Consider the following 16,337-nt stretch of genomic DNA (forward strand, 5'->3'; position numbering starts at 1 on the left):
TGCACTCTTACCTGGGGTCCGTTTTGGAAATTCAAAATTTCGTTTCCGGAGAATTTAAAGCCTCCGGAAACCAAAAAACATTCGTAAAGCTTTCACCTTTTAATAATTCAGAATTAGCCCGTGTTTCTGATTCAGATGCCATGGATGTGATTCTAAGTTTGCAAAGCTCCAAGAAAGCTCTGGCCGCATTTGAAACTTCAACCCGCGAACAGCGCGCGGAAATACTGAATGCTCTTGCCAGGTATTTCGAAGACAATGCCCAAGAGATCGCTTATCGCGAAGCCTTGCATCAGGGATTGCCAAAAAATTTCGTTCTAATAAACAGCGTTCAGGTATCAATCGAAACATTGCGGTCAACAGCGGCAGAGCTTGTAAAACCGTTGCCATCCACAGTAGGTGTGAAGGCGACAGGTTTAGTTGGTATCATCACCTCATGGTCTTTGTCTTTAAGATTGGTTACGGAAAGACTCGCACCCGCGTTGGCAGCTGGGAATGCCGTCATCATAAAAGTTTCTGAACACTCTCCCGTTACGTCCTTGATTTTAGGTGAAGCTTTTAAGGCCATCGGTTTGCCGCCAGGTTTGGTACAAGTACTGAACGGCGGGGTAGAAGTCGCACAGATCATTGCGGGACATCCGGGAGTTCGTGCGATCACTGCAGCCGGAAAATCTGCAACGATGGAAGCGATTGCCAAGGCGGCGCTTCCCCAGATGAAGAAGTTGCAGCTTAGCGGTGGTGCCAAGAATGCAGCGATTGTGTTGAGTGATTTCGATTTTAAAAATCGTATGGCCGAAATTGTCGCTCCTTTTTTGCTGGGGCAAGGGCAAATGTGCTGGAACATGACTCGATTGTTTGTTCTGGAATCCTTCGCAAAAGAGTTCAACGAAGAATTGAAAACTTATTTGACGACTTTGCAGCCCCTGGCATCCCCGGAAGGTGATTCTGTGTGGACGCCACTGATTACAAAGGACCGTACAGAGATTTTGAATCAGAAAACTCAGTTCGGAATTTCGGAACACGGTAAGGTGCTCGCTCAAACGGTGAGTGAGACTTCCGGAAATTTCGTAAAACCTACATTTATGCTGGATCTGCCGAACTGCTCGGTGATGCAACAAGATGAATTATCTGCACCATTGTTTTTGGTGACCGCAGTTAAGTATCAGCACGAAGCCGTGAAATGGACCAATACGTCTTACCTGGCTCACTCAGCGATTGTTTGGACTACGGAAGAAAAGTTCATGAAGGTCGCTGAAAAATTGGAAGTCGGACAGGTTTCTATGAACTCGTGGATGGAACATTTGCAAAGTCCCGTCATTGGGATCAAGCAATCCAGTTTTGGAAACATGGATATGATCTGGAGTGGATCATTTTATTCAGATGTGAAAAAGTTGACGGCGCTGCCATAACGTCAAAGTCGTGACGGAATGGCCTGTCGATTTATTGACGCGATTTAGTTCAAAATGTGCGTTCTTGCACGAGTTTTGACATCACAATGAGAGCAGAAGGCCTCTTCAGTAATCTCTAGAATATTTGGATCAGATACGTGTCTTAGTTCAAGGACAGTGCCGCAAAGTATGCAATTGTTTTGGGAAATTATAAACTCGCGGTGCTTCGGACTATCAGTTTTCTCGAAATAATTGATCTTTGTATCTTCCATGTTGCCTCATCCTTGAGCTGATCGCCTGCATCCATGCAGGGAAGCATCAGTGTGCCAATGCAAGTTCCGTTCACAGGCTAAAGTCCGGCCGCCGGACACCAAAATATCTCTGATTCTAATAAGCCAAGCCTTCTTTTTGAAAAGCCGTTCTTCGCTGAATTTTCAAATCGGAGAAATAATGAATCAAATGACACACCTTCTTGCCGTTTTACTGATGACCCAACTTTTAACTGCCTGTGTAGAAATCAGGGACCAGGACGATCTTGCCAAAGGCGGGCAGGTCATCGTCAAAGAAATCAGAAATCTAGTAATTGATGAGCCTTATTACTTTGTGGATGGAGAATTTATTCCAGCACGTCGGCTGCACGGTAAACCAAAGGCAGAGCTATCGTTGTTGGGCACACGCAACACCTATGACTTTGTCGTGGATTCTCTGACGTTTACTGAAAAAGGTGTTTTATTTACCATGGGCCACGATGTTCAAATCACCGCACGTGTTTTGGAATCACAAAATGGAATGATAACTACTTTTCCGTCAGAACACGAAGCCGGTCTGATGGCTCAGGGAGCTTCCGGTGGAAATCTAATCTTAAGAGTGGGTTACGCCGAAGGGCAGTTGAATTTGCTAATGAAAGGCGAACGCGGCGGAGTGGGACTTCCAGGTGGAACACCAGATCCATCGATGGATGGCAGATCTTTTCCGATTCCTGGCTTTAAAGGCCCTCCAAGTTTTGGCTGTACTCAACCGAAAACGGGAGCCCCTGGAGGTCCCGGGGCTCGCGGCGGGATTTCAGGAACAGCTGAAGTGGACATTCAAGCTTCGGAAGGATTCGTATTGAATGCAAAAGCTCTTCCCGGAATGGGTGGCCGCGGAGGACCGGGCGGGGAAGGCGGTCGTTACTGCATGGGCAGTCCCAAGCGTGGACCTTCAGGTGCTGTTGGCCCGCAGGGTGCAGATGGTTCAGTTCAAAGTTTGTGTATCAGGATTGCCGAACGTGGCAGACAGTGTATGTAAATAAAAAAAGGCGCGATATTCTCGCGCCTTTTTTGTTTTTAAAGATATGTTGTTTTAAGTTTCGATTCTGATTCGTAGCGCTCAAAAGCGAAGGTGATCAACTTCGTGATCAAGTCTTTATAGCCAACGCCTGTGGCTTCCCACATTTTCGGATACATGGAAATTTTCGTAAAGCCCGGGATGGTATTGATTTCGTTGATATACAACTCACCATTCGGTTTTAGGAAGAAATCCACACGGGTCAAGCCATCACAACCCATCGCCTGATAAGTCTTCTTAGCCATGTCCTGCAGACGCTGCAAAGTTTCCCCGTGAATTTCCGCAGGGATTTTCAGCAATGCGCCATTGTCGTCAATGTACTTGGCTTCATAAGAGTAAAATTCGTGCTGAGGAATAACTTCACCCGGCAAAGACGCTTGCGGAGCATGGTTGTGACCCATAACAGAGCATTCCACTTCGCGACCTTGAATGAACTCTTCTGCCAGAACTTTAAAGTCGAACTGAAAGGCATCCTGAAGTTTAACTTTGAAATCGTCAGCCGATTTGATTTTGTGAACACCGACAGAAGATCCGGCATTTGCTGGTTTGATAAAGAAGGGCGTACCCAGGTTCTTAACGATTTCATCGTAAGAGTTTTCCTTATGCGGAGTCAGCAGCATGTAGCGTGCATTTGGAATCTTGGCATCCGCCAGAATGTGCTTCATCACGGCCTTATCCATACCTGCAGCTGAGGACCAAACGCCACAGCCCACGAATGGAATATTCACCATTTTAAAAATTCCCTGAATGGTTCCGTCTTCACCCATCGTGCCGTGCATGATCGGGAAGGCGCAATCCACCGAAGTTTTAGTGCTGTTTTTCAAAGAGAAAAGTACTGGCTTACCCAAGTCGCAAATCAATGCAACAGGCTCTGCATTTGGCGGCAAAGCCTTGTCATCAATTTTGGTTACTTGTGTGAAGACACTCATGTCTGGAAAGCGATACCAGGTTCCATCGGAACTGATGCCGATCAGGATCGGTGTGAATTTTTCCTTATCCAAAGCGTCCGCGATATTTTTAGCCGAGCGCAGGGAAACTTCGTGTTCTGCTGATTTGCCACCGAAAATTAGTGCCAGTGTCTTTTTCATTCTAAGTCCATCCGTGAGTTAAAACATTCTAAATTAAAATCTTAGGCCCATTCGACGATTTCGTGAGCCAGTCCGAAAATTCCGGCAAACACTTCGTTGGGTTTGGCGTCGCCATACATATATGCAGGTGTTGTGACAACCTTCGTTTCGCGATCTGTGATGTAGTCATCCACGGGGCACTCTTCGTGAATTGCACCTGTTTTTTGGATCTCTGCGGCTGTTGCAGCATCATTTCCAATAGTGACTGTGACTTTCTTTTTGCCCAGAACTTTCGCCACCAATACCGGGGCAATACAGCAGGCACCGATTGGTTTACTTGCTTCAAAGAATTCCAGGATCACGCGTTTGACTTCGGCATTCACATCACAAGCGGCACCTTTTTCAGCCCAGTTGCAAAGATTCTTGGCAGCTCCAAAGCCACCGGGAAAAACAACTGCATCAAAATCTTTAGCATGAAGATGTGCCAGGGATTCAACGTGACTGCGGGCGATGCGCGCGGATTCTTTCAAAACATTTCTTGTTGCGCCCGTGGGATTTTTTGCAACGTGATCGATTTCATTCAAATCGATGTCAGGCGCAAAGCAGCTCACTTGAGCTCCTGCCTGATTCAAGGCAATCAGCAAGCTGATTGATTCTGTGATTTCTGAACCATCCAAGTAACCGCAACCAGAAAGGACTACTGCGATTTTTTTCATAAAAAAACCTCCGGGAGATTTTACTCTACAGGAGGTCCTTGTGTCTGGCAATCAAGTGGTGACTAGTTCTGGCTGCCAGTGCGTTGAAAGTTTGTAAGACGGTTGCACACCGTGACTAAAACTTTCGAAGAATCAGGAATCTGTACAAGTCCACGATTGCAGTAATCCAAGACGCGCGCAAAGAACGGCAGATCTTGCGTGACCGAAATACTGTATGTGACCTTCTGCTTTTCAACTGCAGTTCCACTCTTCATCAGAATCGACCAATCAAATGTCACTTTTTTAACATTGAGCTCGCAATTCGGAAGACCACCGCAGTTAGGTTGCTTTTTAATAAGGTCCGGAGCGGGGCGCACTTCAGAAACCGAGGTTAAGTTGGCGCACTTGATTTCACAGGAATCAAGTTTCAGGTTTTCTTTGCAGTACTTTTGCAACTCATCAGTCATGACACAGGAGTAGGCAAGCATCAGAACGCGTTCAAAACCCAAAGTCAGCTCGTAATCATCTGCCTTCACAGTGAGATCATTTTTCTTGGCCATCACTGATTTGGTCGTGGCAAGAGCCGTTGACTGAGATGTCAGATCATTGCCTTTATCAACCGTGCGGTACTGTTTTCTGGTTGATTGGGAAGAGTTGTCGCCTGAAATGACTGCAGTTTGATAAAGGAAAGTGTACAGAAGGCTGTTAGGCTCTTCGGTGGAATCCTCTATGGAACTGATGGTTGTTCCCTCTTGAAGAACCAGGCGCGGGTTCATCGTTTCTAATTGCTGTTCCGTTTCCTGCAGAATGAAATCACCTTTTTGCATTTGCAGCGGAGCGACCTCCCCCCAGGATTGAACCAGGGAGCTTGCCACTTCTTCAGCTGTGGCCGGAACTGAATGGTCTTCAAGGTCCGGTGTTTTCATACAGGAAAGAGTGCTTACGGTAAGGGCCGCAAGCAGGGCTCTTTGAAGAATCTTACTCATATAGAATCCCAACCCCAGATCCAAAGTTGCAGGGGCATGATTTTTTCAAACTTCTGAACGGTTTCTTCTTTGAAGATCCCAATCGCGCGATAATCGATCGGTCCAAACAACAGGCGAACCATGTCAGTTTCGTTGTTGATCGTGTAAAGATCCTGACCGATACCAAAAACGAAATGATCTGGATGTTTTTCCAAAACGAAATCAGCGACACCTTCAGCGCGGAAAGCGCGTTTGATCTTTGCTGACAATTGATCAAAGTTCACGATTTTGATCATTCCCAAAAAGCCGTTGTTTTTGGTGACGGAACGGCTTTCCAGCTCGCGAATCAGATTCTGTGAATGTTTCGGGCAGATGATCGTGAACGGATTGCCTTTTTTAGCGCGGATAAAACTTAACAAGGAAAGTAAACTGGAAGTTGAGCCACCCCATTCGTGGATGTAACCGCCCAGATCGATGCCTTTACCTTCGATGGCATAGGCCGCCAGTTGGCCGTTCGGCTCCCAAGCTGTATAAATCTGGGTTTGCGGAATGGATAGAAATTTGCGGGTTTCCTCGATAGAGCGCACAGAGTTCACTGAATGTTTGGAATAAAGGCGATAAATCGCATCCGGAGCCACGCGGTTATCCGTGGAATAGCTCAGGTTAGTGATAGGCATTTCAAAATTGTCTTCGATCACGAAACTGATCTCGCTACCGGCCAGTTCAAACCCCATACGGCGATAGAAATCGAATAAATCAGTCCATAAGATCGCGATATCACAGGATTGCTCCTGGGCAGATCTAAGACAGTCCTTAATCACCGTCGTGCTTAGACCCTGACCACGATGGTCGTCTTCCGTGACTACGGAACCGATGGCAGCAACCTTAAAGATGACATGGGGAGACTTAATAATAAGAGGTTTCAATACGGCATGGGAAAGAACGCGTTCTTCATCCGAAATAATGCGCATATTGTGCAAGTTGTTAGAGGTAAAAGCCGTCGGATACTCGGCGGCAATGGACCAAGGGGCTTCTGAGCGCAGTTTTTTATTCAAAAAATCCAAAACTTGGGGAAGCTCAGTTTCCCTAGGTGAACGTGGTCCTTCCATGAACCCTCCTTTTGACAGTCTCCTTTAGAATAGCGGGATTTGGGGCTGGACCCCAGTGATTCAACAAAAAAGGGCCTGAAAATGCGACACAAGTCCGGAAGGCCAGTTTGACAGAAAGGGGTAAAGGCTTATAAATAAGGGGCGTATTTAGGAGAATTTCATGGCCGATAAGAGTCAAAAGTGGAACGAAAACAAACCAGGTAAAATGTTCGTCGATCAATCATGCATCGCTTGCGACGCCTGCGTTCTTACGGCTCCTAATAATTTCTCCATGCACGAAGAAGACGGTCATGCGTTTGTTTCCAAACAGCCAGAATCCCCTGAAGAGCAGGAATTGGTAAAGGAAGCAATGGAAGGCTGCCCAGTCGAAGCAATTGGCAACGACGGTGACAACTAAGAAAAAGGCTCCTTTAGAGCAAACGATAGCGCTACTTAAGCGCTATTATCCAGATGCCCACTGCGCCCTTGATCACAAAAATCCCTTTGAATTATTGGTAGCAACAGTTTTGTCCGCTCAGTGCACTGACGAGCGGGTGAATATGGTTACGCCAGCTCTTTTCGCAAAATTCCCAACTCCTGAAGCCATGGCAAAAGCCCCACTGGGAACGTTGGAATCCCTGGTTCGTTCTACGGGCTTCTTTAAAAACAAAGCCAAGAATCTAAAATCCGCAGCGACCGATCTGGTGAAAAAATATGCGGGTGAAATCCCCCGTGACCTCGAGTCCTTGGTCCAGCTGGCAGGGGTGGGACGCAAAACTGCAAACGTGGTATTGGGAAATGCTTTTGATATTCCCAGCGGGATCGTTGTAGACACGCACGTAACCCGTTTGTCGAATCGTTTGGGTTGGGTAAAGACTGAAAATGCAGTTCTGATCGAAAAGCAGTTGTGCAAGGTTGTCCCCGAAGATGACTGGATTTTATTGTCACATCTGTTGATTTCTCATGGTCGAGCTATCTGTAAGGCGAGAAAACCCCAATGCGATCATTGCTTCCTTGAGACAACTTGCCCGAAGCGCGGAGTCTAGGCACAATGATCACATGTTTGTTTCATTCTTTGAGAGCGTTAAATACGTAGGTCATCTTCTGCCCATTTCCTTCCTCAGAATTTTCCTGGGTTATTATTATTTGGAACAAGCGCTGCAGAACTATCGCGGTGATTTTTTAACTCGTCCGCGAATCGCAGATCAAATTGCAGAGTGGCTGCCTTCCAGTCATGCGCCTAATTGGTTTAAGATTTTTGCAAGTGCGCAGATGATTCCAAACTGGCAGACGGTGGCGTTTATTATCGTAGGCCTTGAGTTTGCCATCGCTATTTCCTATATCATCGGTTACGTAGTCAGACCGATGGCACTGTTGGGTGTCCTTTTGTGTGTCACCATGTTATTTCTGTCAGGTCCGGGGCAGGAAGATTTCTTTAAAACCTTCCTGGCGATTCATTTGATTCTGGCATGGGTGGGCGCAGGTCGCTGCCTGGGAATCGATTATTATTTCTTCAAGCGTCGTCGCGGCATCTGGTGGTAATCCATGAAGAACTTTATCGTATTTATTGCTGTCGTTTTTTGCGGTCTTTTTCTGGCGATGCTCAATCGCACGGATTCCACTCCGAATTCCACAAGCGTGCCGACTTTACGGGTTTTTGGTTATTCCTCTTTTACCGGGAAATTTGGTCCCGGTCCGCTCCTTAAGGCAGAGTTTGAAAAAAACTGTCAATGCAATGTCGAGTTTATCGAGGGTAGTGATTCCGGAATCCTGCTTCAGCGTTTGAAAATAGAAGGTGAAAGCCTGGGGGCCGATTTGGTGGTGGGGTTGGATCAATTCGATCTTTCCAAAGCCATGACTGAACAACAGTGGCGAAAAATGAATCTGGGTAATTTAAATGTCTATGATTCAGTGAAGCCCGCGCTAAGTAACAAATTTTTTGTTCCCTATGACTGGGGGGCGTTGACCTTTGTTATGCGCACCGGAGACCTTAAAAAGGTACCGGTCAAGATTGACGACCTTTTGAATTCAGAATTAACCAGAAAAATCTCGTTGCAGGATCCCCGCACCAGTTCTCCGGGAATGCAGTTCTTGTATTGGCTGGTCCGCTCCAAAGGAGAGGATGAAGCCTTTAAGTTTTTACAGCAGCTAATGCCTCAGGTTCATAGCTTTTCTCCGACCTGGTCCACCGCTTATGGCATGTTCACAAATAAACAGACCAAGATGGTCTATTCTTATGTGACTTCGCCGCTGTATCACGAGATCGAGGAAAAAAAGAAAGACTTCCAGGCCATCGCCTTTGAAGAACCATTGCCGTTGCAGTTTGAGTTCATGGGAATTCCTGAGTTTTGCAGACACTGTGAGCTTGCGGAAAAATTTGTGAACCTGATGCTTTCACCGCAAGGTCAAAAGATCATCATGGAAAAAAACTATATGATGCCGGTGATGAAAGGTGTTCGTGATGGAACTCCGTTTGCCTCTGTACCGGAATATAAAACCCTGAATGAATTTGAGATCCTTTCCACGGCGGAAGTGGACCGCCTGTTAAAGCGCTGGACTGAAGTTCGCAGAGGCACACTCAATTGAGTCTCCGAAAGCTTCTTCGCATTGCTTTGATAGTATTTCTGTTGTTTCCGTTCTTGTTTCTGGTAACTCAGTTCAAGATTAAGGAATTACCGGAACTGTCAGAAGTAATTTGGGCATTTAAGAACACTTTCACGCAGGCACTTCTTTCAGCTGTGGGTTCCCTGATCCTGGGAGTCTGGGCTTCGTTCGGAATTCTGAATTTCTCTAACGGCAAAAGCCGCCTTCGTCTGGTGCTGGAAGTACTGTGTCTGGTGCCCAGCTTTTTGCCTCCCTTGTTTATCATTCTGTCCGTATTAAATATCGTCGATCCATTTCCAGTAGGTACCTTTGGAATCGCACTGGTGCATACGGTGATGAATTTTGGCCTGGTCGCAGTTCTCTTTACCGGTATTGTAGAAAACAAAGTCGGGGGAGTGGCCGAGCTTTCCTGGGTCGAAGGGGCTCGTCGCTGGCATTTCCTAAGCAAAGGTCTTTTGCCAATGCTAAAAAAGGATCTGTGGCTTCTGGGGCTTTTTGTATTTGTAGTTTGTTTCGGCAGTTTCTCGGTTCCGCTGGTTGTGGGTGGTGGTAAAGGTACGACGATTGAAGTTTTGATTTACGAAAAGATTCGGTTGTCAGGTGATTGGAGTGGCGCCGTTTTTCTGGCGGCCCTGCAGTCCTTGTTCATATTTGCACTGTCATTGATTGTCAGCGGTGCAAAGGGCAGCACAGCCAGACAGTTTGCTAATTTAAACATCGTTCGCATGCGCTCCGGAATCGCGATTATCATCGCAATTTCCCTGATGTATATTACTGGCTACTTTCAAGGTCTCATCGCCGGATTCGGTATGATGTCGACTTTGTATGAGTATCAATCCTCCTTGGCGTGGAGTTTCCTGGGAAGTCTGTTCATTGGAATGACTACGGGAATGCTTTGTTACCTGTGCTTGATGTTAATTGCGTATTGTTGGCCCAAGCCCTGGTTTGAAAAGTTTTTGAATGGATATGTGGCGCCCAGTACTTCGTTGGCATGTTTTGCATTACTAATACTAAGTCCCAACGAAGGGATTTATCCTTTTCTGAAGATTCCGGTCGCTATGTTGCTACTAAGCCTGAATGGTTTGTTTCGAATGGGTTGGGACAGTGAGCTTCGCGGACTGCAATCGCAGTTGAACGTCGCTTATGCCATGGGCGCATCGCCCACGCAAATTTTCCAGGAGATCATGTTTCCGCAAATTTCGCCTAAGGCCGGAGTGCTGGCGGGAATTGGTGCCGTATGGGCGTGCGGGGATTTTGCCGTGTCACGAATTTTGGCTCACCGGGATTTAAGTATCGCCATGATGACTGAAACCTTGATGTCGGGTTACCGCTTAAATCAAGCAACAGTGTTAAGCTTATTAATCGTCGTTGCAGGTCTTATTTGTTTTATTCTTTGTGTTGGGGGGGGGCGTGTCCTTAGTAGAAAATTTACGCCGTGATTTCGGAGATTTTAAATTGGATATCCCTCGCTGGGAAATTCTGGATCAGGGAGTGACAGTATTGTCAGGTCCATCCGGTTCGGGAAAAACCACTGTCTTTAGAATGCTTTTGGGGTTGGAAGATTGCCCTGGCATGAAATGGACATTTGAAAATCAGGATTTGGCAAAACTGCGAACGCCTGACCGTCGTCTGGGAGTGGTATTTCAATCGTTGGATTTGTTTCCACATATGACTGCTAAAGAGAATATTCTATTTGCGGCCCGGGCACGTAAAATTTCTGAAGAAAAAGTTCGCGCGCGCTTAAAAGAGCTGACACAAAACCTGAAAATGGAATCCTTTCTGGACAGACCCGCCGCCATAATCTCCGGAGGAGAAAAGCAGCGCACGGCTATCGCCAGAGCTCTGATCGGGGAGCCGCGTTTATTGCTGTTGGATGAACCCTTTTCGTCACTGGATCAGGAGCTTCGCGAGGACAGCCGTCGTCTGATTAAATCGGTGATTGAAAATGAAAAGATTCCGACCTTGCTGGTAACCCATGATCCAAAGGACATTGAAGTCCTGGCGAATAAGGTATTTTACATCCGCCACGGTTCTATTGTTTCAGAAAGTTAGATCGTATAGCGCTGAACCATCTCTAACAGAGCGGTTTTCTTAACTGGCTTGGTCAGATGTTCAGTGCAGCCGGCATCCAATGATTTTTGAATATCTTCAGCCATAGCATTAGCACTGACAGCAATAATCGGAGTTGGTTTTAGTTTGTTATTGTGTTCCCACTCGCGAATCTTACGCGTGGCCACGTATCCGTCCATCACTGGCATCTGAATGTCCATCAATATCAAATCAAACTCGCCCGTCGTCGCTTTTTCAACAGCGACTTTACCGTTTTCAGCCTGAACGATGTCGAAAGGATACTTTTTCAAATAAGTCAGCAGCAGGAATCGGTTGTCTTCAGTATCGTCCACGACCAGAATTCTTCCATTGCGGGCAACGCTTGAAGTGATTCGAGCGATGTCCTTGGTATCCTCAACTGCCCGAGGAGATTCAATCACGGCATCAGTTGGTACATACGGGATGGTAAAACCAAATGTACTTCCCGCGCCTTCGCGGCTTTCAAACCAGATTTTACCACCCATAAGCTCAACCAGATTTTTTGAAATCGTCAGACCCAAACCGCTGCCACCGAATTTGCGGGTGATAGAGCTGTCGGCCTGAACAAAGTTCTGGAATAACAAATGCTGTTTGTCTGTGGGAATGCCCGTACCTGTATCGCGAATACGGAAGCGCAGGCAGTTTTTTGCTTCATCTTCGAAGTCGACACTGACAGCGATTTCACCGGACTGAGTGAACTTAATGGCATTCCCAATCAGATTGAACAGAATCTGGCGCAGACGGGTCGGATCCCCGATGATGTGGGGACGTTCGCCTTCCAGATTCACTTTCAGATGGAAATCCAGATTTTTCTCGGCGGCCTTCTGTTTCAGAATGTCGCAAATATTTTTTGTTGTTGCCACCAGATCGAAGGCGATCTTTTCAATGCGCACTTCGCGCGCTTCGATTTTTGAGATATCCAAAATATCATTAATCAATGACAGCAGATTTTCACCGGCATTAGCGCAAACCTGAACCAGCTGCGCTTGCTCGGGTTTCAACTCTGATTCAGAAAGAATATCCGTAATACCAATAATCGCATTCAGTGGAGTGCGAATTTCATGGGACATACGCGCCAGGAATTCTGATTTGGCCTGGGATGCTTTCACGGCCTGCTCTCGGGCTTGGATCAGTGCGTGCTCGCTTTGGATTCGATCGGTGATATCTGTACCGACGAAAACGAATGTTAAGTCTTTGGATGTTCTGTTAGGCAGTGCCGCCCAGTTCATCAGGATTGGGATTCGATGGCCGTCGACGTTAGTGATCTCGGCCTGAATACTGTGACGTGTCTGTAAAAGCCACGTGTAGTTTTTAAATTCCGGCTGCGCATGAATCAGACTTTTTAGATCCACTTGCGCTACTTGATTTGGTGACAGACCCAAAAGCTTAAGAGCGTATTCATTGGCTTGGGAAATCATGTAAGAAGACTGGCGCCAGTCATCGTGATGGACGACTTTGACGATGAACAGGAACGCTTTGATGGATTGAATAACGCTATCCAGGAATTCTTTGGAAACGGTGGTTGTTTCCAAACGATCGGCAAGCTGATTGTACTTGGTAACCAGCATCCCGATTTCATCCCGGGATTGATAATTGATTTTCTGGGTCAAATTGCTGGTACCCAGCTTTTCCAAACGGTCCGTCAAAAGCTGAATCGGCTCAACCACCTTGCCGGTCGCCGCAAATGTTGCAAAGAAGAACAGGATGAAAATTAAAACCGCTGCGGCACTCGAGGCGATGGCAATACGATCCAGGACGGCAAAGGCTTCGCTTTCATCAATCTTCGTTTGGATGTACCAAAGCTCGCCATTGGGCAGATAGATTTTCCCGATAGAGCGAATAACTTTTTGCCCGCGGTAATCTGTACCCAGCTCCCGCACCTCGCTGAGGTTTTCAATTTTCTTGATATCTTCATCACCACGATTGCTTTGTCCTGAAACAGAAACTGCTTCGTCTGAAGGAGTGTCAGCCGAAGTACCTTCAATTTGTTCTTCAGAACGGAAGCGACCTGTATTGCGCAGACTCCAGTCCTCGCCATAGATCAAAGTTTCCCCGGTTTGTCCCATGCCATGGGTGGCCCAGGCGAAATTGTCACTGGTAATACGGTCGATTTCCGAGATCGAGATTTTCAGAATGACGGCGCCCAGGAACTTGCCATTGCGAATAATCGGGGAGGCAACATAGCCGGTCGTGAATTTGACACTGACCGAATCCTTTTCAAAATCCAGGAATAGCGTCGAACCTTCCTGGGCCTTCATCGCCCAGTTAAACAGGTCTTTCAGCTTCTGCATCCCTGCGGTGTCATCGAAAACCGAGGCACCATCGTCAAAGTCTTTGCGTGTGGTGTAAAGGACTCGCCCTTGGGGATTAATCAGGGCCAGATCGTAAATGTTGAAATCCAGAACATAGTTATCCAACAAACGACGAAATTCCGGAAATGAATCTGATTTGGAATCCATCAAAAGATTGTCCGTCATTTCGTGGGAAGAAATCAGATTCACTGCCATTTGCAGGTCACGGAAGTAGTTTTCAATGGAAGTGGTTTTGGCAATACGGATTTGTGTTAATCGTTCATAAGTACTGTCGACAATTGTGGATTCGACAATTTTAAGACCGATCAAAGCAACAACGAAAGTAGCTAAGAATACTGAGACTAGATTGAATAGGAAAATTCTTAAACGTAAAGTCATTTTGTTGCCTTACTTCTAGTAGTACCGACTGATTCTGATTCACGCAATCAGTAGTTCCTTTTCCCTCTGAAAACAGGTCGTTTTTTGAATGAGGTTAGTGATTTGTAACTCAACCCGGGAGAAAGCTGTTTTTGCGTTCAATTTGTTTGGACCTTGTAATTTGTCTTTTGTCTGTGAGGGTGAAATTTTGCCCAGTAATGGTTATGAATAAAAGACGAAACCGTGGGGGTACCATTGAGGCTTAGTTTTACCGGAAAATTTCTTTTTGCGATGACCTTTATTGTTCACATCATCTCCTGCGCCCAAACGAAGGTCATGGAGGGCGAAGCGAGTCTACTGACTCCCACAATTTATTATAAACCCACAGTCCATTTCGACGCCGCAAAATGTACCCAAGAAGACTTAAAAGATCTCGTGTCTCCCACTGATAAAGTATTAACTACGATATGCTCCAAGGATTTTGATAAATGTCTGATCGAAGGGGCCTGCTTCGTCGATAAAGGCGGAAGTGTTCGCTCTTTCAATTACCATTCGCGTATTAAGAATATTCCAAGATTTGTGGAGGTCGATTTACGGCGTTGCCCTTATGGCTATGGTGTTAAATCAACCTGTCTTGATCCTTACTACACAATCGCTGCGGACCTTTCGATCTATAATGTAGGCGATGTGGTTTTTGTTCCTCGATTGGTAAATGCCCCGATGCCTGATGGAAGTATTCACGACGGATTCGTGATTATACGTGATCGCGGAGCGCGTATTTTGGGGCAGGGTCGCTTCGACTTTTTCACTGGCTTTTATAATCACGCAGATAAAGACAACATTATTGCCCGCTTGGGTTTCGGCGATCCCTACGCGCGATTCGACTATCGATTAGCGACCGAGGAAGAGGCCGCTGCCACTCGGGAGCGACGTGGTTATCCAGGTTTAAAGAACTCAATTATCGTTAGAACTCTCGAGGAGATATCCAAGTTTTCTCGCACTTCGGCTTTGCCTGTGGAAGGCGAGTAGACAAACAGCCGTCTATTTTGTGTAACATAACCGTTGAATATCTTTCGTGTTTTTACCCACCTTGGTCCAGTGATCCCTGGACCTTTGGCTAAAAAAATTCAAACTCAATCTTCAGTAAAATCAGGTAGTTTGCGTGGTCCCCGAAAAAAAACTGGACCTAGGTCTAAAGTTTTCTAGACCTTCGTCGATAAGTTATTCGTAACACGTTGGGCTTCCGCGGACCTCTCCTCAAAAGATTCCTCGGACAAAGTCTCCTGCAAACATGGTCAGTCACCCATGCTGCGGGGGACCTGCTCCAACCAAAATATTTGTATTTAAAAATTTAAGAGTTTTTTGAACGAAACAAATTATTCGATCATAGTACGTTGTCGGGTTCAAAGGTGTTCTGCAGGTAAGTGGTGCGACCACAGTGCAATCTTTAATCCATAAAAAAACAGCGTCTTATGGTCCAAACATATCCCGAGGAGGATCGTAATGGGCTTAAGAATTGCAACGAATACAGCGTCTATCGCTGCTCAGCGTGTATTGTCCACGCAACAAAAAAGAACTGAGCACTCTGCTCAGGCTCTTGCTTCCGGTTCCCGTATCGTAAATGCTGCTGACGACGCCGCAGGTCTGGCGATCTCAGAAAACTTCAAAGGACAATTAAAAGGTATCTCGGCGGCGCGAAACAACGCCAACAACGCGATTTCCTTTGCGCAAGTAGGTGAGGGTGGTCTGAACGAGATCTCCAATATCCTGATCCGTTTACGTGAGCTGGGTGTACAAGCTGCATCTGACACGATCGGTGAAACAGAGCGCGGATTCCTGAACAAAGAGACCCAACAACTTCTTCAAGAGGCCGACCGTATTGCCAAAACGACAACGTTTGGTAATCGAAAACTTCTGGATGGATCTGGCGGTGAGCTGGAGTTCCAGGTCGGTGCCAATGCCGGAGAAGATAATATGATCAAAGTCACCTTCGATGCCGATGCCTCAGCAGGTAATCTGGGAATCGATGGGATTGATATGGAAGACAAAGGCGGAGCGCGCTCTTCTCTGGAGAGTATCGACAAAGCCCTCGTCAAGGTCAGTGAAATGCGTGCCGGATTTGGTGCAACCCAGTCCCGCTTGCAGTCCACTGTAAGTAACTTGGATATTTCATTCGAAAATCTTTCTGCAGCGAACTCTCGTATCAGGGATACAGATATCGCCAAAGAAACGGCCGAAATGGCTTCTGCCAATATCCTGCAAAACACTGCAGTCTCGGTATTGTCGCAAGCCAACCAATTGCCTAACGTTGCTATGAAACTCGTAGGCTAAGGTAAAAATTAGAACTTAGTTTTTAATTAGTTCCTTCAATTTGCGAGGGGGACTCCGGGATAAATCTCCCTCTGGAGTAGTCGCCCACAAAAAACTACTCTAATTCAGCCCACCCACGG

15 protein-coding genes are annotated in these 16,337 nt (G+C 46.4%); 10 read left to right on the top strand and 5 right to left on the bottom strand.

Features of this window, described 5'->3' with window-relative positions:
* Positions 1–23: 23 nt before the first annotated feature.
* Entirely contained in the window at positions 24–1,406 is a 1,383-nt protein-coding gene (locus tag ACLWNV_RS02450; protein WP_413586321.1) for an aldehyde dehydrogenase family protein, read from the top strand.
* A gap of 429 nt (positions 1,407–1,835) precedes the next feature.
* On the top strand, positions 1,836–2,672 hold the full coding sequence (locus ACLWNV_RS02455) for a hypothetical protein (RefSeq protein ID WP_413586323.1): 837 nt from the start codon (positions 1,836–1,838) through the stop codon (positions 2,670–2,672).
* A 38-nt stretch (positions 2,673–2,710) separates the two neighbouring features.
* On the opposite strand, the gene ACLWNV_RS02460 is transcribed toward ACLWNV_RS02455, so the two are convergent.
* The 4 genes from ACLWNV_RS02460 to ACLWNV_RS02475 all read right to left on the bottom strand — a co-directional run bounded on the left by ACLWNV_RS02460 (position 2,711) and on the right by ACLWNV_RS02475 (position 6,547).
* Positions 2,711–3,799 (bottom strand): D-alanine--D-alanine ligase family protein, encoded by a 1,089-nt coding sequence (locus ACLWNV_RS02460; RefSeq protein WP_413586324.1) that lies wholly within the window; start codon positions 3,797–3,799, stop codon positions 2,711–2,713.
* Between the two features lie 41 nt (positions 3,800–3,840).
* Positions 3,841–4,494, bottom strand: coding sequence for an isoprenoid biosynthesis glyoxalase ElbB (gene elbB, locus ACLWNV_RS02465; RefSeq protein ID WP_413586325.1), 654 nt, complete (start codon positions 4,492–4,494; stop codon positions 3,841–3,843).
* 62 nt (positions 4,495–4,556) lie between these two features.
* On the bottom strand, positions 4,557–5,459 hold the full coding sequence (locus ACLWNV_RS02470) for a hypothetical protein (RefSeq protein WP_413586326.1): 903 nt from the start codon (positions 5,457–5,459) through the stop codon (positions 4,557–4,559).
* The gene (locus ACLWNV_RS02475; protein ID WP_413586327.1) at positions 5,456–6,547 is read right to left on the bottom strand and encodes a GNAT family N-acetyltransferase; all 1,092 of its coding nucleotides are present in this window, start codon (positions 6,545–6,547) and stop codon (positions 5,456–5,458) included. The genes ACLWNV_RS02470 and ACLWNV_RS02475 overlap by 4 nt, the downstream gene beginning before the upstream one ends.
* 160 nt (positions 6,548–6,707) lie before the next feature.
* On the opposite strand from ACLWNV_RS02475, the gene ACLWNV_RS02480 reads away from it, so the two are divergent.
* From ACLWNV_RS02480 to ACLWNV_RS02505, 6 genes are read left to right on the top strand one after another with little or no spacing between them, the layout of a single operon-like run.
* Positions 6,708–6,944 (top strand): ferredoxin, encoded by a 237-nt coding sequence (locus tag ACLWNV_RS02480; protein ID WP_413586328.1) that lies wholly within the window; start codon positions 6,708–6,710, stop codon positions 6,942–6,944.
* Positions 6,934–7,572, top strand: coding sequence for an endonuclease III (gene nth / locus ACLWNV_RS02485; RefSeq protein WP_413586329.1), 639 nt, complete (start codon positions 6,934–6,936; stop codon positions 7,570–7,572). The genes ACLWNV_RS02480 and nth overlap by 11 nt, the downstream gene beginning before the upstream one ends.
* A gap of 13 nt (positions 7,573–7,585) precedes the next feature.
* Positions 7,586–8,068, top strand: coding sequence for a hypothetical protein (locus ACLWNV_RS02490; protein WP_413586330.1), 483 nt, complete (start codon positions 7,586–7,588; stop codon positions 8,066–8,068).
* Between the two features lie 3 nt (positions 8,069–8,071).
* Complete coding sequence (locus tag ACLWNV_RS02495; protein ID WP_413586331.1) at positions 8,072–9,112, top strand: thiamine ABC transporter substrate-binding protein; 1,041 nt, start codon at positions 8,072–8,074, stop codon at positions 9,110–9,112.
* Positions 9,113–9,153: 41 nt separating this feature from the next.
* Complete coding sequence (locus ACLWNV_RS02500; protein ID WP_413586332.1) at positions 9,154–10,569, top strand: ABC transporter permease subunit; 1,416 nt, start codon at positions 9,154–9,156, stop codon at positions 10,567–10,569.
* Positions 10,541–11,182 (top strand): ATP-binding cassette domain-containing protein, encoded by a 642-nt coding sequence (locus ACLWNV_RS02505; protein WP_413586333.1) that lies wholly within the window; start codon positions 10,541–10,543, stop codon positions 11,180–11,182. The genes ACLWNV_RS02500 and ACLWNV_RS02505 overlap by 29 nt, the downstream gene beginning before the upstream one ends.
* Here the strand turns inward: ACLWNV_RS02505 and ACLWNV_RS02510 are convergent.
* Complete coding sequence (locus ACLWNV_RS02510; RefSeq protein ID WP_413586334.1) at positions 11,179–13,908, bottom strand: ATP-binding protein; 2,730 nt, start codon at positions 13,906–13,908, stop codon at positions 11,179–11,181. The two genes, ACLWNV_RS02505 and ACLWNV_RS02510, sit on opposite strands and share 4 nt — an antisense overlap.
* A gap of 270 nt (positions 13,909–14,178) precedes the next feature.
* Between ACLWNV_RS02510 and ACLWNV_RS02515 the strand changes: the two genes are divergently transcribed.
* Positions 14,179–14,916, top strand: a complete 738-nt coding sequence (locus tag ACLWNV_RS02515) for a 3D domain-containing protein (protein ID WP_413586335.1) — start codon at positions 14,179–14,181, stop codon at positions 14,914–14,916.
* Between the two features lie 474 nt (positions 14,917–15,390).
* On the top strand, positions 15,391–16,218 hold the full coding sequence (locus ACLWNV_RS02520; RefSeq protein ID WP_413586336.1) for a flagellin: 828 nt from the start codon (positions 15,391–15,393) through the stop codon (positions 16,216–16,218).
* Positions 16,219–16,337: the final 119 nt, after the last annotated feature.

This window comes from Bdellovibrio sp. HCB274 (assembly GCF_047306075.1).
Classification (GTDB): Bacteria; Bdellovibrionota; Bdellovibrionia; order Bdellovibrionales; family Bdellovibrionaceae; genus Bdellovibrio.

What these genes read in the sequence shown, in the direction of transcription:
- ACLWNV_RS02455 (WP_413586323.1), top strand. Translation starts at nt 1,836, where the DNA reads ATGAATCAAATGACACACCTTCTTGCCGTTTTACTGATGACCCAACTT.
- ACLWNV_RS02460 (WP_413586324.1), bottom strand. Translation starts at nt 3,799, where the DNA reads ATGAAAAAGACACTGGCACTAATTTTCGGTGGCAAATCAGCAGAACAC.
- elbB (WP_413586325.1), bottom strand. Translation starts at nt 4,494, where the DNA reads ATGAAAAAAATCGCAGTAGTCCTTTCTGGTTGCGGTTACTTGGATGGT.
- ACLWNV_RS02470 (WP_413586326.1), bottom strand. Translation starts at nt 5,459, where the DNA reads ATGAGTAAGATTCTTCAAAGAGCCCTGCTTGCGGCCCTTACCGTAAGC.
- ACLWNV_RS02475 (WP_413586327.1), bottom strand. Translation starts at nt 6,547, where the DNA reads ATGGAAGGACCACGTTCACCTAGGGAAACTGAGCTTCCCCAAGTTTTG.
- ACLWNV_RS02480 (WP_413586328.1), top strand. Translation starts at nt 6,708, where the DNA reads ATGGCCGATAAGAGTCAAAAGTGGAACGAAAACAAACCAGGTAAAATG.
- ACLWNV_RS02490 (WP_413586330.1), top strand. Translation starts at nt 7,586, where the DNA reads ATGTTTGTTTCATTCTTTGAGAGCGTTAAATACGTAGGTCATCTTCTG.
- ACLWNV_RS02495 (WP_413586331.1), top strand. Translation starts at nt 8,072, where the DNA reads ATGAAGAACTTTATCGTATTTATTGCTGTCGTTTTTTGCGGTCTTTTT.
- ACLWNV_RS02510 (WP_413586334.1), bottom strand. Translation starts at nt 13,908, where the DNA reads ATGACTTTACGTTTAAGAATTTTCCTATTCAATCTAGTCTCAGTATTC.
- ACLWNV_RS02515 (WP_413586335.1), top strand. Translation starts at nt 14,179, where the DNA reads ATGACCTTTATTGTTCACATCATCTCCTGCGCCCAAACGAAGGTCATG.
- ACLWNV_RS02520 (WP_413586336.1), top strand. Translation starts at nt 15,391, where the DNA reads ATGGGCTTAAGAATTGCAACGAATACAGCGTCTATCGCTGCTCAGCGT.